The following is a 21,436-nucleotide window of genomic DNA, read 5'->3' as shown; positions in this document are numbered from 1 at the left end:
CTCTTGGACTGGGCGGTCCGCGCTGCGCCTTCGCGGGCAACCGGAGAGCCGATCACCCCTTCACGATGGCGCGCAGGAAGTAGACCAGCGCCGTGAAGGTCACGAGGCTGGCGGCATAGAACGCGACGAACCAGAGCAGCCGGCGGCCCTTGGCGCCGGACGATCGCCCGCTCAATGCCCGTAGCCCCCGGATTCGATGTCCTCCGCCACCTTACCCCGGAAGACCCAGTAGGCGTAGCCGGTATAGGCGAGGGTCAGGGGCATCACCACCGAGTAGCCGACGAGGGCGAATTGGAGGGCGCTGACCGCGTTGGCCGCCTGCCAGATCGTGTAGTGCGGCGGCACGATGTAGGGGAACAGGCTGATGGCCAGCCCGAGGAAGCCCAGCAGGAACAGCGCGATGGTGAGCAGGAACGGCGCCACGTGGCGACCGTTGCGGATGCCCTGGTAGATGCCCCAGGCGACGAGGGCCGTCACCACCGGCACCGGCGCGACGTAGAGGATGTTCGGCCAGGAGATCCAGCGCCACTGGATGTCGAGGCCGAGGAACGGCACCCAGGCGCTCACCACGGCCATCGACACGATGGTGGCGGCCAGGAACTGCAGGCTCTTGCGCCTGGCCCAGATCTCGAGCTCGCCCGAGGTCTTCATCACGCACCAGGTCGCGCCGAGAAGGCCGTAGCCGCAGACGAGGCCGATTCCGGTCAGGACGCTGAAGGGTGTGAGCCAGTCCATGGTGCCGCCGGCGAAGCCGCGGCCCTCGACCTTGAAGCCCTGGACGAAGGCCCCGAGCACCATCCCTTGCGCGAAGGTCGCCACCAGGGAGCCGTAATGGAAGGCGTTGTCCCAGACGAACTGCGAGCGGTCGGCCTTGAATCGGAACTCGAAGGCGACGCCGCGGAAGATCAGGGCGATCAGCATCAGGATGATCGGGATGTAGAGCGCCGGCAGCAGGATGGCGTAGGCGACGCTGAACACCGCGAACAGGCCGCCGCCGCCCAGCACCAGCCAGGTCTCGTTGCCGTCCCAGATCGGGGCGACCGAGAGCATCATGCGGTCGCGCCAGTTGCCCTTCCGCGCCGACGTGAACAGGATCCCGACGCCGAGGTCGAATCCGTCGATGACGACGTACATCGCCACCGCGACCGCGAGCAGCGCGGCCCAGACGAGCGGGAGCCAGAAGGCCGCGCCCTCGTATTCCATTCCGAAGCCGAACATCCGCTACGTCCCTCGTCCGCGTCGCGAATCGCCTACCGCGTCACGGGGACGAGCGTTCCCCGCGCTCGGCGAGCCTAGCGCGTTCGGCGTGGCTTTGCGCGCCCCGCCAGGGAACTTTCCGGTCGCTCTCCGTCAGCGTGTCACGGGAAACCGAAACGGGGGCGACCGCCTGACCAGCCCGCCGGCCGATCTCGGCGGCGCCCTCGCGCAAGGCCGCGTCGCGCATCGCGGCGGGCAGGGCGTCCCAGGCCGCCGCGGCCGCGCCGGCGCCGGCCGGACCCGGGGTCAGGGTCTCGCCCTGGCGCTGGAGCGCCAGCCAGGACAGGGCGCCGATCACCAGGCCGGCACGGATGAGGAATGACATGGGTCTGGCCCGGACGCGCCCCGGCGGGGGCGTGCCGACCGTCGCGGCCGACCGGTTAAAGACCGCCTGACCCGCCGCCCGCAAAGCGCCGGAATGGTGAACACAAGCTTAGCGCGATGCTCTTCCAGGCTTTTTCGTGTCATGCCCCGAAAAGGTCTGTCTCGGTGACCGGTCACGGTTACGTCCCGGAAAGCATGCGGAGACAATCGGACTGTCTAGCGCAAGACTCGCTTAAGTCGGCTCTGCGAAGTTCGCCTCAGTCGAGTGTTCGTCGAGCCAAGGGGCGTCGGGGTGGCCTTCGGGTCAGAGTCCGCGCTGTGCGTGTCGGTATTGCGTATCTACGGTGCCCTGGCTTCCCTCATCGACGTCCGCCTCGCCGGGCTCGTCCATGAGTCGGTGAAAGAGGATGGCGGCGTGCGCTTCCGGCACGAGCGCTTCCTGGTCTCCCGCCTCGCCACCGGCCTGATGATGATGCTGGGCCTGCCGCCCTACCTCGTTCTGCGCGGGGTGCCGACGGGCGTCGAGGCCGTGGCGATCGCCAGCCTGATGCTGCCGGTCTTCGCCGCCGTCCTCCTTTCCCGCACCGGTATTCTCTGGCTCGCCCACGCCATCTCCTCGGCCGGCCTCACCGGCGTGGTGGTCTGCCTCGCGATGATGACCGGAGGCGCCAACTCCGCCGCCGCGATCTGGCTGGTGGCGATTCCCCTGGAGGCCGTGGTCTCGGGCTCGCGGCGCGCCACCCTGGCCGCCGCCGTCGTCGCGGCTCTGGGCGCGCTGGCCGTGGCCCTGCTGCCCCCCCTCGCCGAGGGCACGCCCCTGCCGGAATGGTCGCGGGCCCTGGCGATGCCGGTCTTCGCGATCACGGCGATCGGGCACATCGCGGCCCAGGCCCTCGAACATTTCCGGCACGAGGGCCGCTGGCTCGCCCGCCTGCGCGACAACGAGCGCCGCGACCGCATGCTGCTCTCGGCGATCGACGATCTCGTGACGTGGCACGACCACAACGGCCGCGTCCTCGAGGCCAGCGCCTCGGCCAGCCGCTTCCTCGGCGCCGAGCCGACGGCCCTGCACGGCCACGGCCTGCTCGAACGGGTCCATGTCGGCGACCGTCCCCTTCTCCTCCAGGCGCTGAGCGACGTCGCCGCCCATGGCCGCCCGGCGCGGGTGCAGTTCCGCCTGCATCTCGACTTCGCGGCCGCCCGCGCCGAAGGCGCGGCCCGGGTGATCTTCGCCGAGATGCGCATCCACCGGATCGACGAGCAGGCGGCGGAGACGGCCGTGCCCGGCCGCCTGCAGTCGAGCGTCGTCGCGGTGACCCGCGACGTGACCGAGCACCGCCGCCACGCGGAGGAGCTGGAGCAGGCCCGCGCCGAGGCCGAGCGCGCCGACGAGGTGAAGAGCCGCTTCCTCGCCAATGTCAGCCACGAGCTGCGCACGCCGCTGAACGCGATCATCGGCTTCTCCGAGGTGCTGTCGGGGGAGGGCGGCATCGCCGCCGACCCCGAGCGCACCCGCGAATACGCCGGCATCATCCGCAATTCCGGCCAGCACCTGCTGGACGTGGTGAACACGCTCCTCGATATGTCGCGGATCCAGAGCGGCCATTTCGACTACGCCCCGGAGCCCTTCGACCTCTCGGCCCTGGTCCAGACCTGCTGCAACCTCATGCAGCTTAAGTTCGACCAGGCCGGCATCACCCTGGTGCGCGACGCCGGCGCCGCGCCGGTGGAGATCACCGCGGACATGCGCGCCTGCCGGCAGATGTTCATCAACCTCCTGTCGAACGCGGTGAAGTTCACCCCGCGCGGCGGGCGGGTGGAGGTCGGCCTGCGCGGCTCGGGCAAGCACCTCGACCTCATCGTGGCCGATACGGGCATCGGCATCAGCGAGGCCGACCTGCCCCGCGTCGGCAGCCCCTTCTACCAATGTGCCGGCGGCTACGAGCGCACCCACGAGGGGACCGGCCTCGGTCTCTCGGTGGTGCAGGGCCTCGTCGGCCTGCATGGCGGTGCCATCCTCATCGAGAGCACCCGCGGCGAGGGCACCACGATCACCGTCACGCTCCCGCGCGAGTGCCGGGTCACCACCGGTGCCATCCCGGCGGCGACCATCCGCACCCGCCTGCGCTCGCCGATCGCCGGCGGCAGCCTCGTCGCCGCCGCCAAGGACGGACCGGTGCCGATGCGCCGGCCGATGGGCCTGTTCGAATCGAGCCCCGAGCCGGTGCGCGAGAGCTACGTCCCCCTGCGGCGCGCCGGATGAGCGCGCCGGAATCCTGCCGGCACCGGGCGGTCCGGGCCTCGCATCGCGCGGGGCCCGGACGCCGTTGCGACCAGCCCTGAGGAGATCCGATGCGCGAGCCGCACGCACGCCGCGACCAGCGAGAGATCGTGGTTCCCACCCGCACCCGCGAGGCCCGGCCCGTTGCCCGGCGCCGCCCGGCCCCCGGCCGCCTGGCGGGACTGAGCGCGCTGGCGGGGGGCGCCGGCCGCGCCGTCCTGCGCCATCCGGGCGAGGTGCTCGGGGTCGCCGCCGTCCTCGGCGCCGTCTCGATGATCTGCCTGAACGCGCTCGGCTATCAGATGGGCCGACACCCCGCGCCGATCTTCCCGAAGCTTCCGCCGAAGGCGACGGTCGCCCGCGCGGCGGAAGGGCCGAAGGCGGCGGCGCCGGCCGTCGCCAAGGTAGAGGCGACCAAGTCGGAGGTCGCCAAATCCGAGGCGACCAAGTCCGAGGCGACCAAGTCCGGGGCGACCAAGTCCGAGGCGACCAAGTCCGGGGCCAGGGAGGAGCCGGCGAAACCCGAGGGCGCGGCCAAGTCTCCGCGGGACGGCATCGGCGAGATCATCCGGTCCGGCGAGTCGGCGGGCGTCGAGACCACGGCCTCGGTCGCGAGCCTCGGCGGATTGTCGATCGCCCAGGCCCAGCGCGCCCTGGTCAAGCTCGGTTACGGTCCGCTGAAAGCCGATGGCCTGATGGGCGCGAGCACCCGGGCGGCGATCGAGAAGTTCGAGCGGGACCGCAAGCTGCCGGTGAAGGGCGAGCCGTCGCAGCGGACCTTCCGCGAACTCGCGACCCGGGCAGGGGTGACGCGGGGCTGATCCGCCAGGGCGGCGTGCTATAGACCCGCGCATGGCACGCCTGCGCTCGGATTTCTGGGTCTCCGCCTACCTTCGCCGCCTCGACATCGAGGGCATCGCCGCGGTCCAGCGCCGGCGCGGCTCCCCCGAGGCCGGGGCGATCTTCGTGAAGGTGGATCGCCTCGACGGCAGCGCCGACCTCTATGGGCCGGCCCCGCAATCCCTCGTCGATTCCGAAGGCGACGGCGACCGCCGCTTCGTCGCCCTCCTGAGCGAGGCATCGCCCGCCGACGTGGAGATCCGCCTCGGCAAGGAACTGCGCTTCGACGACGATCTCTGGATCGTCGAGATCGACGACCGCGCCGGGCGCCATCGCCTCGACCTCGCCGAGTAGACCAGCCCGGCCGGTTGCCGGCCGATTCCGCGTTCAGTGGGTCTGGCGCTGCCGGCTCGGCAGGGGCGTCCGCAGGGGCGGGCGCTCGGTCGTCGAAGCCAGCGCCCGCGGACGCTGCGCATCGGGGGCGTGGTAGGGCTGGTGGGCCGTGGCGCCGGCGCGGTCCTGCGGGGTCCAGTCGAGAATCGCCGCCAGGAGATCGCGCGCGGCGGCCCGCGGCAGGGTCCGGAACAGCTTGACCAGATCGAAGACCCGGTCGACCGAGCGGGCGACGGACTCGTTCAGGGTCAGGTAGATGTAGACCGCCTCCTCCTCGTGCAGGGCGGCGGCGCGCAGGGCGACGGTGAGCAGTTCGTAGCGCAGGGACGGATCGGGCGTCGCGGCGAGGAACCCCTTGGGCAGGCCGAGCATCTCGGTCAGCGCGGCCACGAAGCCGGCGACATCGCCCCGGGCCGAGAACCCGGTGAGCACCGCTCCGGCCTCGCGCGGCGCGGGCGGGCTCGGCCGCAAGGCCGCCGTCGCCATCATCGCATGGCCGATGGCCTCGCGACGGGCCTCGTCGGCCAGGAGGAAGAGCGGCGCCACATCCGAATGGGCCAGGTCCTGGCGGGCGAGGAGCGTGCGGGCGAGATCGGGCGTCTTCCGCGCGCGGGCGACGAGGCGCGCCAGCATCTCGCCCTGAAGGTTGACGGCGGGGTTGGCGGCGAGCGACCGGTCGATGGTGGCGTCCTCGCGCGCGACGAGGTCCGCGAGGGTGGAGCGGCTGAGATCGTGCCGGCTGGCGATGGCGGGGCCGAGCTCGGAATCCTCCGTGAGGGCCGCCTGGATCATGGCCTGGGTGAGGATCGGCGCCTGCGCGATCACGGCGTCCCGGGCGCCGCCTCCGCGTTCCACCAGGGCGGCCAGCAGGGCGGGCGGCGTGTCGGGGAAGGGCGCGAGCTTGCGCGCGACGATCTCGGCGGTCTCGTCGTCGACGATCGGGATCAGTCCGCCGGCCAGGGACGCGAAGGCCGCCACGGTCTTGCGGTCCCGGACCGTGGCCGAGAGGAAGAGATCCGTCTGCACCCGGAGGATCACGGGTTTCAGATCGAGATTGTCGAGACGCGACAATTCGATCAGGCCGGAGAGGTCCGGCGCATCGTCGAATGATGGGGACATGGCACTTCGGTTACGCAGAACTCGCTGATCACAAGGATTAGCGGAATTGCGTGAACCGACCTTTAAGGACGGTCCGCCCGGACCGTCCCTGCTTGCGCCATGCCGATCATGACCGCGAGCGCGATGGCTTCACCGACTGCCTTCAGCCCGCGCGGCGGGGCTTGGCGTCCTCGCCGGTTTTCGGCGGGGGGAAGACCACCGGGGTCGGGGCATTGGCGGCCATCGGGCCGGACGCCGCGGCCGGTCCGGAGACCGGCGTCGAGACGGGGCTCGCCGCTGCCGCGGCCATCCCGGCGGCCACCGGAGCCGTGCCCGCATGAGCCGTGTCCTTGAGTGCCGTGTCCTTGATTGCCGTGTCCCTGGATCCTGTGCCATTGCCGCCGGACGGAAACAGAACCGTGGTGGCCTTGGTCCCGGTCGACGTGTCCATCTTCGGCATGGCGACGGGGGGCGGTGCGGACGGTGCCATCGGGGCCGGGAGCACACCCTCCGGCGCCGTCTCGTCCTCGGCTTGGGCCTCCTCGGGACCGGCGATGAGTTCGGTCGGGGTCTTCCATACGAACGCGTCGAGGCGGCCGCTCACCGGGGAAACCGGCGCCCAATACTCGGAGGCGATGCCGTCGGCAACCCAGAGCGGGTCACGCGGCGCGTGGGCGGCCCGCGACAGCCACTCGCGGGCGCGGCCCGAGCCCGCGCCGTGCTCGGCCTCCTCGATGCGCGCCATGGTCAGGCAGGCGCGGACCGTTGGGCGGTCGGCGAGGAGCGGTGCCAGTGCCTCGCGGGCCTGGCCGAACTCGCGCGCCTCGTAGGCCGCCTGCGCCATGGCGAGGCGCGCCTCCGGATGCCAGGACGAGATCTTGGCCAGGGTCTCGGCCCGGGCCATGCGGTCACGCACGGAATCGCCGGTGCGCAGGTTCAGGTAGGTCTTGGCCAGATCGGGATGCGGCCCGGCGCGCCAGGCGGCCTCGATGATCTTGGCGCCCTTCCGCAGGTCGCCGCGGCGCACCATGAGGCGCGCGGCGAGCACCGCCGCCGGAACGAGGTCGGGCGCGAGCTTGACGGCCTTGAGGACGCGCTCGGTGGCCGCCTCCGGCTCGCCGGCCTCGCGCTCCTGCGCGGCGGCGGTGAGCAGGACGGCGCGCTGGCGCCGGGCCAAGGACTTGTCGATGAGGCCGAGGGAGGCGCGCCGCTCCACGGTCTCGTTGGCGCCGCTCCAGTCGCCGTCGGCGCACTGGGCCTCGAGGACGGCCTCGTTGGCCCAGGTGACGCTCGGCGCCAGGCGGGCGGCCTCGGCCGCATAGGCGCGGGCGGAAGCGTCGTCCTCGCGACGGCGGGCCTCGACGAACAGGCCGCGCAGGCCGAGCACGCGGGTCTCGGGGTCGTTGACCATGCGCTGGAAGGCCTGCTCGGCCGCCTCGCGGTCGCCGGAGATCTGTGCGGCCTGGGCCTTGAGCAGCAGCGTCAACGGCTCGGCGCCGAGCAGGCGCTCGGCATCGTTGGCATGGCGGCGGGCGGCGAGGGGGTCGCCGGACCCGACCGCGACCATCCCGCGGGACAGGGCGGAGAAGCCCTTGGCCCGGCGCCGGTCGCGCGAGCCGCGCACCAGGGTCTCCGGCAGGGTGATGAAGCCCCGCACGATGGCCCAGACGAAGCCGATCAGAATGGCGGCGATCAGGACGCCGATCAGCCCGATGGCGAGGCTGGTGGCCACCTCGTAGCCGTTCCACACGATGGTGACGGTGCCGGGATGGTCGGCGACCCAGGTCGCGCCGTAGGCGGCGACCGCGAGGAGGGCCAGGAAGGCGAGGGCGCGCCACATGAGATCAGAAACTCCTGGGAGTGGCGTCGGCCGGTCCGGCGACACCGAGAGTCGGGGGCGGAAGCACTCGGCGCTCCCGCGCGAAATCCGGGGCGCCGCGCATCCCGTCCGAGATCGGGGTGCGCGGCCGCGCGCTCAACGGGAGGCGCCGGTGGCGGGCAGGCCCTTGAAGGCCTCGGCGAGCAGGCCCTGGGCCGCGTCGCCGGCGGCGGCGCGCGAGGAGAGCTTGGTACCGAACTCGCCGGCCTCGGCCCGTGCCGCCTCGGGCAGAGCCGCGAAAGCCTCGGCCGCCTCCTTGATCGCACCGCGGTCCAGGGCATCCTGAACCTTCGGCGCGGTGTCGGGGGCCGGTGCGTTGGCGCCGCCTCCGCCGGCCGGGATTTCGACGCGGCGGACCTGGACGATCGATTCGGCCATGCTCATCAACCTGGTGCCGATGTCCCCGGTCTCGGCCACGGCCTTGCTCTGGGCGGCCCGGCGCTTGGCGGCGATCTTCTCGGCGATGGGCCGGAACTCGGCCGCGAGGGACCGGGCCGTCGGCGCGCCCTTGTCGGCGAAGGCCGCGACCGCGCTGAGGCGTGCCGGATCGCCCGGCTCGAGCCCGCGAAGGGCCGAGAGGGCGTCGGCGTAGGGTGCCCCGGTGTCGAGGGCGGTGACGATCCGGTCGGCCGAGACGACGCGCAGGGCCGCCTGCAGCGTCGAGGTCTGGGCGCGCTCCGACACGGCCTTGTCGAGGCCGGCGATCTTGTCGGCCTGGGCCTGAAGCTGGCGCTCCACGGCTTTCGCCGCCTCGGTCGCCTGAACCTTGCTCGCGTCGGCGACCTTCTCGCTCGCCTGCGTCGCGGTCTGGACCGCCTCGGTGGCGGCCTGGACGCGCGCTTCCAGCGATTGCTGGAGGGCGACCACCTTCTGGCTCAGCGCCTGGGCCGCCTCGGCATTCGCCTTGGTCCTGGCCTCGACGTCACCCTGGAGGGCGGCGATCTTCGGGGCGAGGTCGGGCTGCGCGGCGGGCTTCGGGGCGGAATCGACCTTGCCCTCGATCGCCTTCAGGCGCTGATCGAGCGCGGCGATCTGCGGCGCGGGCGCCTGCGACACCGCCATGCGGGCGTCGCCGCCCTGGTCGCGTCCGGGCTCCTCCTGCAGGGCCGAGACGCGCTGGTCGAGGGCGTCGAGGCGCGCGACGAGATCCGCCGGGACGGCGGATGCCGCCGCATTGGCCGGCGCGCCCTCGGCGGGGGCCGGGGCGCCGCCCTGGGCCGCATTCGCCTTCTCGAGGGCCTGACGCGCGGTCGAGACCGCCTCGGGCACGGCCTTCACGGCGGCCTCGTTGGCGGCGACGCGCTTGTCGAGTCCCGCCAGCGCGTCCTTCGGGGCGAGCGCCGCGATCCGCTGGTCGAGGGCGGTGATGCGCGCATCCTCGCCCGGTGCCATCAGGCCGCTGCGGGCCACCCCGAACAGCAACCCGGCGCCGACCACGCCGCCGAGGAGGCCGGCGGTGACGAGAGAGCCGAAGCCGGCCCCGGACGAAGCGGCGGGCGCCGCCGCTGCCGCCGGGGTGATGCGCGGCGTCGTCGGACCACCGGCCCTGGCGGGCTCCGCCGCGCCCCTCGGATCGGAACTCTTGCTGTCGGACGTCTTGCCGTCCGGAAGCTTGCCGTCCGGCGTCTTGCCGTCCACCGGCTTGCCCGACATCCCAGCGGCAGCCCCGGCAGCCCCGGCAGCCCCGGCAGCCCCGGCAGCCCCGGCAGGCGGCACCGGGTCCGGCATGCGCTTGGCCTTCAGGTCGATGATCGGGCCATCGGTCACGGACTGACCCGGACGAGCACCGGGCTGCGCTCCACCGAAACCGCCGGAGCGGGGCGGCTCGGATTTCGCGGCATCCGCCTTGTACGGCTCGGCCTTCGGTGCGTCGGACTTCAGCGGATCGGGCTTGAGGGCATCCGGCTTCGGCGCGTCGGCCTTGATCGCATCGGTCTTCGCGGACCCGGCGGCCAGCGGATCGGGCTTGGCCAGGTCCGGCTTGGCCAGGTCCGGCTTGGCCAGGTCCGGCTTGGCCAGATCCGGCTTGGAGGCCTCCGGCTTCACCGCGTCGGACTTGATGGTGTCGGGTTTGGCGGCATCGGGCGTGAGGATCGCGGCCTTGGCGGCTTCCGTCTTCACGGCGTCCGTCTTCGTGCCTTCCTTGACCGGCTCACCCGTAGCGGGCGTCCCGCCGGGCTGCCCCGGCTTCGCCGATGCCTCGACCTTCGGCGGAACGGCGCCGCCCGGCGTGGCGGGCTTGCCGGGCTCGGCCGGCCGGCCACCCGTGGGAGAGTCCGGGCGGTTGGCGTCGCTGTTGGGTGGTTTCACGGTTCAAGGCTCCCTTCCCGTCTCCCGCAGCCCGACCCGTTCGGCGCATCCGGCGCCCGGTGGGTCGTGGCTGGCGGCGCAGCTTCTTGCGTTCGTCCTAGCACCAGGGCCGCCGCCGGAGCGAGGCCCTTATCGTAATCCTGTTGGCCCGGGGGCCGGCAATCCCGCGAGGAGCGCATCCTCCCCGGGGCGTTCGGCCACGAAATGGACCGCGACCCCGGCGGCGACCAGGGGCACGGCGACATCGGCCGACAAGCAGTAATGCGTCAGTGCCGCGAAGGCTCCGCCGAGCCCTTCCGCGTTGGCGAGATCGTGTGCGATCCGAGCGCTGCGCCGTGAGTAGTGCAGCGCCGCCTCGAGTTCGCCACCTCCGAGACCTTCGGCCACGGCGCCGGGCAGGCGCTCCACAGCCCGTGCGGCGTAGACGTCCTGAACCGTGAGCCGGAAACCGGCCGCGACCAGGGCGGCGGCGGGCTCGGCCTTGCGCTCGGCCCCGGCGGCGTGGAGCAGGCGGGCGCCCCGGGCCAGCGAAGCCCCGACCAGCCGCGCCAGGGACGTCGCTTCGCCCGCGGCCTCGCGGACGTCCGCGAAGCCGGCCGCGTGTGCCAGGGCGGCCGTGCGGCTCCCGACCGTGAAGGTCGGAATGGTCCGCAAGCGCGCGCAGTCTTCCGGTCCCAGCGCCGTCACCGCGTTGGCGCTGGTGAGGATCAGTCCGGCGAAGGCGTCCTGCGGCAGGCGCGCGCCGGTGGGGTGCACGGTCAGGACGGGGGCGACGAGGGGGCGATGCCCGAGGGCGGCCAGGCGCGCGCCCGTGCGCGTCGCTCCCGGTTCCGGCCGTGCGACCCAGATCCGCATTCCGTTCCGCACTCCCCGAACCCGGCTCCCATCCATGCCCGTCCCGCCGCCCGTGGCAACCCGTCGTTGCCGCCGGGGGAGGCGGACGATAGGGTGCCGCGCATCCCACGGGCCACCCCGCCATCCTTCGAGATGATCCGCCGTCCATGAACGTCCTCGGCATCGAAACGACCTGCGACGAGACCGCCGCCTCCGTGGTCGCCCCCGGCGAGAACGGGCGCGGGCGCATCCTCTCCAACGAGGTGCTGAGCCAGATCGCCGAGCACGCGGCCTATGGCGGCGTCGTCCCGGAGATCGCGGCCCGCGCCCATGTCGAGGTGCTCGACCGGCTGATCGAGCGGGCGCTGAGCAGTGCCGGCCTGACCTTGGCCCAGGTCGACGGCATCGCGGTGGCGGCCGGGCCCGGCCTGATCGGCGGCGTCCTGATCGGCCTCGTCACCGCCAAGACCCTGGCGCTGGTGGCACGCAAGCCCCTCATCGCGGTCAACCACCTGGAGGCGCACGCGCTGACGGCGCGGCTCACCGACGGAATCGGCTTCCCCTACCTCCTCCTCCTCGCCTCCGGCGGGCACACCCAGCTCGTGGCGGTGAAGGGGGTGGGCGACTACGTGCGCCTCGGCACCACCATCGACGACGCCATCGGCGAGGCCTTCGACAAGGTCGCCAAGCTCCTCGGCCTCGGCTACCCGGGCGGCCCCGAGGTCGAGCGCATGGCCGAGACCGGCGATCCCGAGCGCTTCGCCCTGCCCAGGCCGATGCTCGGCCGGCGCGAAGCCAATTTCTCCCTGTCCGGCCTGAAGACCGCCCTGCGGATCGAGGCCGAGAAGCTGGCGCCGCTCTCTTCCGTCGACGTCGCCGACCTCTGCGCCAGCTTCCAGGCGGCGGTGGTCGACGTGGTGGTCGACCGCCTGCGGGTGGCGATGCGCGACTTCGCGGCCGTCGCCGGCCATCCCACCGCCCTGGTGGCGGCCGGCGGGGTCGCGGCGAACGGCGCGATCCGGCGGGCGCTCACCACCCAGGCCGGCGAGGCGGGCCTCGCCTTCGTGGCCCCGCCGCTCGCCCTCTGTGGCGACAACGGCGCGATGATCGCCTGGGCCGGGATCGAGCGCCTGCGCCTCGGTCTCGTGGACGATCTCACCGCGCCGGCCCGCGCCCGCTGGCCCTTCGCGGAGCCGAAGGCGGTTGCCTGAGGCCGCGCGGCTGCGCTGGCGCGCCCTGGTGGAACGGCGCCTGCCCGAGGCCGCCGGCCCCGACTGGCCCGTGCAGCGCGATCATTGCTTCGCGCGCATCCTTCTCGACAACACCTGCGGCGGCCCCTGGCGCGAGAGCGTGCCGGCCCCCGCCTGGGCGAACCTGCCCCTGGACCAGCTCGCGGCGGCCACAGAACTCGGCGAGGCCGTCCTGACCGGCCGCGCCGACCTCTTCGCCTTGAACCGGCGCTCCCTGGCCCTGCGCGGCAAGCTGCAGAACGCGGAGGGCGCGACGCCGCCGAAAAGCCTTCGCGACGGTGACCTCCTGCTGCGTCCCTGGCGGGCGGACGACGAGGCGCCCTTCGCCGCCCTCAATGCCGATCCCGAGGTCATGCGCCACTTCCCCGCGCCGAAGGACGCGGCCGCGAGCCGAACCGAGGCGCGGACCTGTGCCCGGCGCTTCGCGGTGGACGGCTTCGGTCCCTGGGCCGTCGAAGTGGAGGGCCGCGGTTTCGTCGGGATGATCGGCGGCGCGCGCCTCCTGCGCCCGATGCCCTTTCCCGGCGGCGACAGGCCCGGGCGGACCGTCGAGATCGGCTGGCGCCTCGCGCGGAGCGCCTGGGGACTCGGCATCGCCACGCGCGGCGCCCGCCTCGCCCTCGCCGACCTGTTCGGCCGCTGCGGCCTCCAGGAGATCGTCGCCTTCACCGCGGAGGCGAACACGCCCTCGCGCCGGGTGATGGAGCGCCTGGGCATGCGTCCCGCAGGAGGCTTCCCCCATCCGGCCCTGCCGCCGGGGCATCCTCTGCGCCCGCATCTCCTGTATCGTCTGCAGGCGGGCGCATTCGAATCTCACGCGCAATTCCAAGTGCGGGATCAGGTGCAGGATCAAGTGAAGGACCGGGTGCAGGGGACGTGCGCATGACACGGATCGGAGTCGTCGGCGGCGGCGCCTGGGGAACGGCGCTGGCCAACGCGGCCGCGGCGGCCGGGCACGACGTCACCCTGTGGCTGCGCGATCCGGAAGCGGCCGCGCGGCTGGAGGACACCCGCGAGAACGCCCGTTACCTGCCGGGCGTGCCCCTCCATGCGCGCATCGCGGTCACGGCCGGTTCGTCGGCGCTGGCCGCGGCCGGGACCGTCCTGATGGTCACGCCGGCGCAGACCCTGCGGGGGGTGCTCGCCGACCTGGCGCCCGCGCTCGGCCCGGAGGCGGCCATCGTGCTCTGCGCCAAGGGAATCGAGCGCGGCACCGACGCCTTCATGAGCGAAGTGGCGGCCGAGCAGCTGGGCGGCCCGGCCCCGGTGGCGGTCCTGTCCGGCCCGAGCTTCGCCGCGGACGTCGCCCGCAACCTGCCCACCGCGGTGACGCTCGCGGCGGCGGACGCGGCGCTCGCCGCACGCCTCGCCGGCACGCTCTCGGGGCCGACGCTCCGGGTCTACCACACCGACGACGTGCGCGGCGTCGAGATCGGCGGGGCCGGCAAGAACGTCCTCGCCATCGCGTCGGGCATCGTCGCCGGTCGCGGCCTCGGCGAGAGCGCCCGGGCGGCCCTGATCGCCCGGGCCTTCGCCGAGCTCATGCGCTTCGCCCGCGCCTATGGCGGCCGGCCCGAGACCCTGATGGGCCTTTCCGGCCTCGGCGACCTCGTGCTCACCGCCTCCTCGCCGCAATCGCGCAACTTCGCCTTCGGCGAGCGCCTCGGCGCCGGGGCCTCGCCCGAGGCGGCCGCCGGCGGCAAGCTCGCGGAAGGCGCCTTCACGGCCGCGGCCCTCGTCGACCTCGCGCGCGCCCGGGGCATCGAGATGCCGGTGGCCGAGGCGGTCGCCGCCATCGTCTCGGGCGGCGCCAGCGTCGACGGCGTCATCGCCGCCCTGCTGGCGCGGCCGCTGCGCGGAGAAGCCGAGTGAGCCAGCATCCCGTCCGCGCCTTCCTGGCCGGCGACGGCCGCGACGGGGCCGGCCGGCACCTCGCAGACGTCCTCGCCTTCGACGACGCCCATATCGAGGGCGTTCACGACTTCATCCAGTGGTGCTTTCCCCTGCACGAGGCCAGCCTGGCCGTGCCGGGCACGCCGGTGCTGAGCCGGGCCGAGGCCGAGGCGATCCGCAACGATCCGGCCGCCCTTTCGGGCCTGCGCGCCGCGCTCGGGCGGATGACCCGGTTCTATGCCGAGACCGAGGGCTGGCTGCGCACGCACGACCACAATCACCTGCGCATCACACGGATCCTCTCGGCGGTCTCGGATCTCCTCGGGTCCGAGGCGGCGGCCGAGTTCCACGCCTTCGTGACCGCCCGCAACGGGAAGGCCGGCGCGCCGGTCAACGCCACGAGCCTCCGCTACTGGGACGCCGCGCTCCGAAGGGTCTGACGGCCACGCTCGGCCGGTGCTATGGAGCCGGCGTCTCTGGAGAAGCGCATGGCCTACTGGCTCTACAAGTCCGAGCCCTCGACCTGGTCCTGGGAGCAGCAGGTCGCCGCGGGGGCCGCCGGCACGCACTGGAACGGCGTGCGCAACCACGTCGCGAAGAAGCACCTCATGGCCATGGAGGTGGGCGAGCGCGGATTCTTCTACCACTCGAACGAGGGCAAGGCGGTGGTGGGGATCGTCGAGGTGATCCGGCCCTACTATCCGGACGATTCCGACGAGACCGGCCGCTTCGGCATGGTCGACCTGCGCGCCGTGGAGACGCTGCCGCGCCCCGTGACCCTCGAGGCGATCAAGGCTGAGCCGCGGCTCGCCGTCATGGTGCTCGCCAACAACTCGCGCCTCTCGGTCCAGCCGGTCACCGAGGCGGAGTGGGCGGTGGTGTGCGAGATGGGCGGACTCGGCTGAACCCCGGCGGGGCTCAGCCCTGGCGCTGCGCCTGCGTCACCGCCACGTGGATCAGTTCCGCCAGGGTGCGCAGCCCGAGCTTCTGACGCATCATCGAGCAGGCATTGGTGATCGTCTTGTAGCTGACCGAGAGATCGCTCGCGATGGCGCCGTAGGATTTGCCCTGCGCCAGGCGCTGCAGGATCTGCAATTCGCGTGGTGTGAGCTGGGTCTCGGGCGTGCGCCTCGGATCGGCGCGCAGCATCGCGACCTCGGTGGCCAGCCGCGGATCGAGGTAGGGCCGGCCGGACCGGACCCGATCGAAGGCCTCGAACAGCTCGCCCGAGGCGTGGTCCTTGAGCACGTAACCGAGGGCGCCGGCCTCCAGCGCCCGCGAGACGATGACCGGATCGTTGTGCATGCTGAAGACGAGGATGCGGACCGCCGGGCTGGCCCTGCGCATCCGCCGGATCAATTCGAGGCCGGCCAGGCCGCTGCCCTGGAAGGTGAGGTCGCAGATCACCGTGGCGGGACGCCGGCGCAGGAAGCGGCGATAGCCCGCGGCCACGCTGGTGGCCTCGAGGATCCGCTCGATCCCCGCGTCCTCCAGCACCCGCCGGCACCCCTGGAGCACGATCGGATGATCGTCGATGACGAGGGTCTGGGCCTCGGTGGCGGTGGCGATCGCGGTCATGCGCTGGGAATCGGACTCGTTTCGGCGTCGCGCTCATCATCGAGCGGAATCAAGATCCGGACAACCGCGCCGGGCTGGGCATTGTCAAGCCGGAACGTGCCGCCGAGGGCCTCCACGCGCTCGCGCATCCCCGACAGGCCGAGCCCGAGGCCATGTTCGGGCGTGATGCCGCTGCCGTCGTCGCGGATGGTGAGGTGAAGCGCCCGGCCGCCCGGAACGCCGGCCGCCGCATCGAGGGCCCGCACGGTGACGTTCGAGGCGCGGCCGTGGCGCACCGCATTGGTCATGCTCTCCTGGATGCAGCGGAAGACCGTGAGGTCGGTGACGTCGCCGTAGCCGCGGGCCAGCCCGTCGAAGCTGCCGGCGAAGCGCGTGCCGGCATGGCGCCGGCGGAAGTCGCGCAGCAGCAGGTCGAGGCAGTCCGGCAGCGGCACCTGCCCGAGGGCGTGCGGGCGCAGGCGGTTGAGGAGGTCGCGGTTCTGGGTCTGGACCTGCCCGACGATGCTGGCGATGTCCTGGGCGCGCTGCTTCAGGCGGGCCCGGTCGGGCGCCGCCTCGGCCTCGGCCATGCGGACGACCGAGGCGGCGGTCGCCTCCAGGGCGAAGAGGCAGGGACCGAACTCGTCGTGAAGCTCCAGGGCCGTGCGCCGACGCTCGTCGTCCTGGGCCGAGAGGAGCTGGCGATTCAGGCGCCCGTTGGCCGCGCGGGTCTCCGAGAGGGCCTCCGCCACCCGGTTGAAGCGGGCGGCGATGGCGGCGAGCTCCCGCGAGGCCGGCGGTTCGAGGCGCACCGTGTAGTCCTGCTGCTCCAGCTGGATCAGGCCGTCGGAGAGCTGCGTCAGGGGCGCCAGCACCCGGCCGAAGGCCAGCGTCAGCGCGGCGAGGAGGCCGAGGCTGAGGCAGAGGCTCGCGAGGGACAGCGACAGGGCATAGCCCCAGACCTCGTCGATCTCGTCGTTGGGCTGGGTGGTGATGCGGGCGGTGCCGATGCGCAGGCCCTGGGCCACGATGGGCAGGTCGTGCTCCCGGATCGGTGGAGCGATCAGCGCCGCGAACCAGGCCGGCGCCGCGTGCTGGTCCCGCCGGACCCGGCCGAGGCCTCCGGTGACGACCTTGCCGCCGGCGTCGAGCACGGTGACGCGGACGTGGCGCAGGTCGTGGATGCGCAGGTTCAGGGTCTGGAGAATGCCCGCGGGCGGGCCGGACTGGGCGAGGTCGATGGTGTCGGAGACCAGAAGCTCGACATTCGTCATCGCCGCCTGCATCTCGACCTCGACGGCGGAGCGGGCGTTCAGCACGATGACGGCGCAGGAGACCAGGGCGGCCAGGAGGTCGATGGCGAGGACCAGGACGATCATCCGGGTCCGCGTCGACCACGAGGCCCAGCGCGGCCAGCGGCCGGCCCGCCCGGACGGAGCCGGGTGGGCTCCCGTCCGGGCAGGCGGGTCCGACCGGAGGCCGGAAGCGGAGGCGGCGTCGTGAGGCATGGCGTTTGGGGAGAGGCCCGTCGGGGACATGGTGAGCGGTCGTCGCCCCGTGTGTAGCGGACCCGGGGCCGGATGGCAGCTTTCCGATACGGCGACGGGTTTGATCGCCACGGCCCTGGCCGACCCGGAGACCGCCTGGACGATGGGCGGGTTCGGGGCACTCGCGCGTTTCGACCGGCATCCTGACGAGGCGGCGGGCGCTCCGGCGGACGGGCGCCTCGGGCTGGTCACGCCGCGCGGCGGGATCGCCCTCGATCCGGCCGAGACGGTCCCTCTCGCCTACGAGACGGCCTTCGCCGGAGGCTGGAGCCACGCCGTCGCCCTGTGCCTGCCGACGGCGCGCTGCCCGCGATTCGAAACCGGATCGATCCGCGCGGCTGGCCGTGACGCAGCGGCCCTTCATGCGCGAAATCTTGGGGATAAGTGGTTCGACTTAGGACTGGCCCTGCCGCAGGGCCGGATGCTCCTGCGCTCGACCGATCCGGATACGCTGGCGCGCCTCGCGAGGCTGGTCGGCCACGCCTGGACCGACGATCCGGTCGGCGTCCTCGACCTGCTCGGCGTCGCCGACGTGGTCGTGACCACGCCGCTCGGCCGCATCGAGGTCCTTGCGGGAACGGGAACCGAACCGAGTGGTCCGCGCGCCTTCCTCGATCCGAAGATCCTCGCCCTCGGCCGCACCCATGCCGCCACCGCTCCGATCCCGCGCGGGCTCGTCCCCGTGGCGCAGTTCGTGCCGCCCCATCCCTGCCGGGATCGTGCGGGCCGCGCCCGCCCCTTCGATTCCGCGGCGCACGCCGCCTTCCAGGCCGTGCTCGCCCGCTGGGGCGACCCGGCTCTCGCCCGGCTCAAGGCGCAGTGCGTCGCGGGGGCGCCGCTTTCGCCGAAGGGGGCGACCCGGTTCACGCGCGGGATCGGCCGGGTCGTACAGCTTCAGGCCGAGGCGGAGGCGAATCAGGACAGTCCGAAGTCGTCTCCAGACACCCCTCGTTAAACCTGCCGGGTTTATTCAGTTTCGCGCCGCGTCTGATCCGAACCTGTTCAGGGCCTGGATCGAGGACATCTTCATGCCCCAATGCGGCGCCTTTGTCGTTACACGCAGGTGTCGCCGCTCCGGCGTCGCTGCGCCGGTCGTGCCCCGCCGGCGCCGCGTGATCGACCGGCAACGGTCAATTCGAACCTCCTAAAGCGTGCGAGATGTCTGAGACCATGATGTCCGTGACGATCGATCCCTCCGAGACCCGGCGCCCGGCGACGCCGGCTCCGCGCCCGTCGCGGGTGAATCTCCGGGTCGTGCTGCTCTCCGGCCTCGGCGTGCTGTCGCTCGCCGCCTTCGCCGCCGTGGCCTCCACGACCCTCGGCGGCCTCGCAGGACCCCAATTCACCCGGCCGACCCTGGCCAAGGCCACGGCCGCCAGCGCCGGCCTCGGGCACAGCGCCTCCGACTGGCCGGACCTGCGCGACGGCGTTCCGTCCCTGGCACCCACGGCTCCGAAGCCCGTCGCGGCGGCGCCCGAAGCTGCCGCAGCGCAGGCGCTGCCGGCCGCCCCCGCACAGGTGGAGCCGCAGCCGGCCGCGATCGCCCAGCCATTGGCTCGGGTGGCCGACGCGAGGCCGATCGCCGTGAAGCTGCCCGAGGCGAAACCCGCCGAAAAAGCCGCCGAGAAACCCGCTGTCCTGGCGGCTGCGCCGAAGCCGCCGCGCCTGCCGCAGATCGAGAACGCCGCCGTGCTGCCGCCTGCCCGTCCGGCCTCGCTGATACCGGCGACGCGGACCGCGGCGCTGATCGCGCCTCTGCCCAACGAGACCACCCGGTCGCGGGTCACCGCTACCGCCACCGCCGGCACCTTTACCGCCTTGACGCCGGAGCGCGAGCCCGAGAAGCGCAAGCCCGTGGCCGCTGCGGCCCATGCCAAGCCGGTCGCGGCCAAACCGGCAGCCAAGCCCGCGCCGGCTGCGCAGGTCGCGCAGGCCGAGCCCGAGCCGGAGCAGACCGAGTTCCTGGGTGTGAAGGTGCCGTCCTTCGCACCGGCCGGGCGCAAGATCGCGGAGAGCGTCGAGGCGTTCGGCAACGCGGTGAAGAGCCTGCCTGACCGCTTCTGAGAGAGGAGCGCCCGCTTCGGGCGCCCCCCCCTGGGTCAGCGCGCCCGGCTGGCGCGCGGCTTCTTGGCGACCTCGCGCTCGTGGCGCGCGCCGCGCGGGCTCTTGAGGCCCTTCGGCCCCTTCTCCTCCTGCGCCGCATCGCCGTCGAGGATCGGCTCCACCTGGATCTCGGGCGAGCCGTTCTTGGCGAAGGTCTGGGCAAAGCGCGAGGCCGCGCCGCTGCGGACCTCGAACTTGGTCTCGCGATCGAAGATGCGGATCGCGCCGATCTCCTGCCGGCCGATATTGCCGCGCCGGGTCAGCATCGGCAGCAGGCGGCGCGGGTCGGCGTTGTCGCGCCGGCCGAGATTGAGCCGGAACCACACGGCCGGCCCCTGGGCGTCGATCCGATCCGTGTCGGCGGGATCGTAGACCGGGCGCGTCTTGCGCTCGGGACCGGCGCCCGGATCGGTGACGTCCTCGGGCGCGGGCAGGCGGGAGCGGTAGATCCGGGCCAGGGCCGCGGCGAGTTCCTGGGGCGTCCGCTGCGCCATCAGGGTCTCGGCCATGGCCACGTCTTCCTCGGCCGGCTCCTCGGTGAAGATCGGGTCCTGCCACATGCGCTCACCGTCGAGGCGGCGGATCTCGTCGGCGGTGGGCGGGCCGGCCCACTCGAACGAGACCTTGGCGATCATCAGCATCTGCTCGGCCCGGCGCCGCTTCGAGGCGGGGATCAGCAGGAGGCTGGTGCCCTTGCGCCCGGCGCGGCCGGTGCGGCCGGAGCGGTGCTGCAGCACCTCGGCATCGTGCGGCAGATCGGCGTGGATGACGAGGCTGACCGTCGGCAGATCGATGCCGCGCGCGGCGACGTCGGTGGCCACGCAGACCTTGGCCCGGCCGTCGCGGAGCGCCTGGAGGGCGGCGTTGCGCTCGCCCTGGCCGAGCTCGCCCGAGAGCGCCACGGCCGAGAAGCCGCGTTCGGTGAGCACCGCCTGGAGGTGACGCACCGCGTTGCGGGTGTTGCAGAAGATGATCGCCGTCGGCGCATCCATGAAGCGCAGGGTGTTGACCACCACGTGCTCCAATTCACGCGGCACGACGCGGATGGCCTTGTAGGTGATGTCGGCGTGGCCGCGCTCCTGGCCCTTCACGGCGATGCGCAGGGCATCGCTCTGGTAACGCTCGGCCAGCGTCGCGATCGCCTTCGGCAGGGTCGCGGAGAACAGGAGCGTGCGCCGCTCCTTCGGAGTCACCGACAGGATGAATTCGAGGTCGTCCCGGAAGCCGAGATCGAGCATCTCGTCGGCCTCGTCGAGGACGACGGCCCGAAGGTCCTGGGTGGCGAGGTTGCGCCGCTCCAGGTGGTCGCGCAGGCGGCCCGGAGTTCCGACGACGATGTGGGCACCGTCGTTGAGCTGGCGGCTCTCGCGGCGCGGGTCCATGCCGCCGACGCAGGAGATCACGCGGGCGCCGGTCTCGGCGTAGAGCCAGGTCAGTTCGCGCTCGACCTGCAACGCGAGCTCGCGCGTCGGGGCGATGACGAGGGCCAGCGGCGCGCCGGCGGGGCCGAAGCGCTCGGCGTCGCCGAGCAGGGTCTCGGCGAAGGCGAGGCCGTAGGCCACGGTCTTGCCCGAGCCGGTCTGGGCCGAGACGAGCAGGTCGCGGCCCTGGGCGGCCGCCTCGATGACGGCGGTCTGGACGGGCGTCGGGTCTTCGTAGTCGCGCGCGGTCAGCGCTCGGGCGAGCGGGGCCGGCAGGGTGGGGAAGGACACTGTGACGGAAGCCTTAGCGGGCAAGCAGGCGGAAGAGCCGCCGGGGAGGGTGTCGCGCGGGACGCGACGAACTCCAAACCGACGTGATTCCGGCCTCGAACGGTTACGGATGGCATCGCTTGTAGCCGGAACTGCGGCGCAGCGCCATGACTGCGGAT

At 72.9% G+C, this 21,436-nt stretch carries 20 protein-coding genes; 10 read left to right on the top strand and 10 right to left on the bottom strand.

The features are described from left to right. Window positions 1–52: 52 nt before the first annotated feature. Genes ACLBWX_RS06220 through ACLBWX_RS06210 form a run of 3 tightly spaced genes read right to left on the bottom strand, consistent with a single transcriptional unit; the run spans window position 53 to window position 1,582 of the window. On the bottom strand, window positions 53–175 hold the full coding sequence (locus ACLBWX_RS06220; RefSeq protein WP_447676203.1) for a hypothetical protein: 123 nt from the start codon (window positions 173–175) through the stop codon (window positions 53–55). Then, the gene (gene cydB / locus ACLBWX_RS06215) at window positions 172–1,218 is read right to left on the bottom strand and encodes a cytochrome d ubiquinol oxidase subunit II (protein ID WP_447676202.1); all 1,047 of its coding nucleotides are present in this window, start codon (window positions 1,216–1,218) and stop codon (window positions 172–174) included. Before cydB ends, ACLBWX_RS06220 begins: the two co-directional genes overlap by 4 nt. Window positions 1,219–1,258: 40 nt before the next feature. Then, the gene (locus ACLBWX_RS06210) at window positions 1,259–1,582 is read right to left on the bottom strand and encodes a hypothetical protein (protein WP_447676201.1); all 324 of its coding nucleotides are present in this window, start codon (window positions 1,580–1,582) and stop codon (window positions 1,259–1,261) included. Window positions 1,583–1,903: 321 nt separating this feature from the next. On the opposite strand from ACLBWX_RS06210, the gene ACLBWX_RS06205 reads away from it, so the two are divergent. The 3 genes from ACLBWX_RS06205 to ACLBWX_RS06195 all read left to right on the top strand — a co-directional run bounded on the left by ACLBWX_RS06205 (window position 1,904) and on the right by ACLBWX_RS06195 (window position 5,056). Further along, window positions 1,904–3,844, top strand: coding sequence for an ATP-binding protein (locus ACLBWX_RS06205; RefSeq protein ID WP_447676200.1), 1,941 nt, complete (start codon window positions 1,904–1,906; stop codon window positions 3,842–3,844). Window positions 3,845–3,933: 89 nt separating this feature from the next. Next, window positions 3,934–4,683 (top strand): peptidoglycan-binding domain-containing protein, encoded by a 750-nt coding sequence (locus ACLBWX_RS06200; protein ID WP_447676199.1) that lies wholly within the window; start codon window positions 3,934–3,936, stop codon window positions 4,681–4,683. 31 nt (window positions 4,684–4,714) lie between these two features. Continuing rightward, entirely contained in the window at window positions 4,715–5,056 is a 342-nt protein-coding gene (locus tag ACLBWX_RS06195; protein ID WP_447676198.1) for a DUF1491 family protein, read from the top strand. Window positions 5,057–5,089: 33 nt separating this feature from the next. On the opposite strand, the gene ACLBWX_RS06190 is transcribed toward ACLBWX_RS06195, so the two are convergent. The 4 genes from ACLBWX_RS06190 to ACLBWX_RS06175 all read right to left on the bottom strand — a co-directional run bounded on the left by ACLBWX_RS06190 (window position 5,090) and on the right by ACLBWX_RS06175 (window position 11,237). Beyond that, a complete protein-coding gene (locus ACLBWX_RS06190) occupies window positions 5,090–6,214 on the bottom strand; it encodes a DUF2336 domain-containing protein (protein WP_447676197.1) in 1,125 nt (374 codons plus the stop codon). Between the two features lie 142 nt (window positions 6,215–6,356). After that, window positions 6,357–8,033, bottom strand: a complete 1,677-nt coding sequence (locus ACLBWX_RS06185) for a heme biosynthesis HemY N-terminal domain-containing protein (protein WP_447676196.1) — start codon at window positions 8,031–8,033, stop codon at window positions 6,357–6,359. A 135-nt stretch (window positions 8,034–8,168) separates the two neighbouring features. Beyond that, the gene (locus ACLBWX_RS06180; protein ID WP_447676195.1) at window positions 8,169–10,382 is read right to left on the bottom strand and encodes a translation initiation factor 2; all 2,214 of its coding nucleotides are present in this window, start codon (window positions 10,380–10,382) and stop codon (window positions 8,169–8,171) included. A 129-nt stretch (window positions 10,383–10,511) separates the two neighbouring features. Then, window positions 10,512–11,237 carry a uroporphyrinogen-III synthase gene (locus tag ACLBWX_RS06175; RefSeq protein ID WP_447676194.1) on the bottom strand — a complete coding sequence of 242 codons (726 nt, stop codon included), beginning with the start codon at window positions 11,235–11,237 and terminating at the stop codon, window positions 10,512–10,514. Window positions 11,238–11,383: 146 nt separating this feature from the next. Here ACLBWX_RS06175 and tsaD point away from each other — a divergent pair, with 146 nt between their 5' ends. The 5 genes from tsaD to ACLBWX_RS06150 are packed head-to-tail and all read left to right on the top strand — an operon-like array spanning window position 11,384 to window position 15,264. Continuing rightward, entirely contained in the window at window positions 11,384–12,427 is a 1,044-nt protein-coding gene (tsaD, locus tag ACLBWX_RS06170; RefSeq protein WP_447676193.1) for a tRNA (adenosine(37)-N6)-threonylcarbamoyltransferase complex transferase subunit TsaD, read from the top strand. Next, entirely contained in the window at window positions 12,420–13,352 is a 933-nt protein-coding gene (locus ACLBWX_RS06165; protein WP_447676192.1) for a GNAT family N-acetyltransferase, read from the top strand. The genes tsaD and ACLBWX_RS06165 overlap by 8 nt, the downstream gene beginning before the upstream one ends. Continuing rightward, the gene (locus tag ACLBWX_RS06160) at window positions 13,349–14,338 is read left to right on the top strand and encodes an NAD(P)H-dependent glycerol-3-phosphate dehydrogenase (RefSeq protein WP_447676191.1); all 990 of its coding nucleotides are present in this window, start codon (window positions 13,349–13,351) and stop codon (window positions 14,336–14,338) included. The genes ACLBWX_RS06165 and ACLBWX_RS06160 overlap by 4 nt, the downstream gene beginning before the upstream one ends. Further along, window positions 14,335–14,799 carry an opioid growth factor receptor-related protein gene (locus ACLBWX_RS06155; protein WP_447676190.1) on the top strand — a complete coding sequence of 155 codons (465 nt, stop codon included), beginning with the start codon at window positions 14,335–14,337 and terminating at the stop codon, window positions 14,797–14,799. Before ACLBWX_RS06160 ends, ACLBWX_RS06155 begins: the two co-directional genes overlap by 4 nt. Before the next feature lie 48 nt (window positions 14,800–14,847). Next, entirely contained in the window at window positions 14,848–15,264 is a 417-nt protein-coding gene (locus ACLBWX_RS06150; protein WP_447676189.1) for an EVE domain-containing protein, read from the top strand. Between the two features lie 13 nt (window positions 15,265–15,277). Here the strand turns inward: ACLBWX_RS06150 and ACLBWX_RS06145 are convergent, their stop codons facing one another. Further along, the gene (locus ACLBWX_RS06145; protein ID WP_447676188.1) at window positions 15,278–15,937 is read right to left on the bottom strand and encodes a response regulator; all 660 of its coding nucleotides are present in this window, start codon (window positions 15,935–15,937) and stop codon (window positions 15,278–15,280) included. Beyond that, window positions 15,934–17,424: an ATP-binding protein gene (locus ACLBWX_RS06140; protein WP_447676310.1), complete on the bottom strand. Its 1,491-nt coding sequence runs from the start codon at window positions 17,422–17,424 to the stop codon at window positions 15,934–15,936. Before ACLBWX_RS06140 ends, ACLBWX_RS06145 begins: the two co-directional genes overlap by 4 nt. A 100-nt stretch (window positions 17,425–17,524) precedes the next feature. Here ACLBWX_RS06140 and ACLBWX_RS06135 point away from each other — a divergent pair, with 100 nt between their 5' ends. Beyond that, window positions 17,525–18,418 (top strand): DUF6925 family protein, encoded by an 894-nt coding sequence (locus tag ACLBWX_RS06135; protein ID WP_447676187.1) that lies wholly within the window; start codon window positions 17,525–17,527, stop codon window positions 18,416–18,418. Window positions 18,419–18,633: 215 nt separating this feature from the next. Further along, a complete protein-coding gene (locus tag ACLBWX_RS06130) occupies window positions 18,634–19,527 on the top strand; it encodes a hypothetical protein (protein WP_447676186.1) in 894 nt (297 codons plus the stop codon). 35 nt (window positions 19,528–19,562) lie between these two features. Here the strand turns inward: ACLBWX_RS06130 and ACLBWX_RS06125 are convergent, their stop codons facing one another. Further along, complete coding sequence (locus ACLBWX_RS06125; RefSeq protein WP_447676185.1) at window positions 19,563–21,278, bottom strand: DEAD/DEAH box helicase; 1,716 nt, start codon at window positions 21,276–21,278, stop codon at window positions 19,563–19,565. Window positions 21,279–21,436 lie beyond the last annotated feature (158 nt).

The sequence above is a fragment of the Methylobacterium sp. M6A4_1b genome (assembly GCF_053345175.1).
Note: the sequence above shows the minus strand (reverse complement) of the source record. Positions and strands in the feature narration are given on the sequence as shown.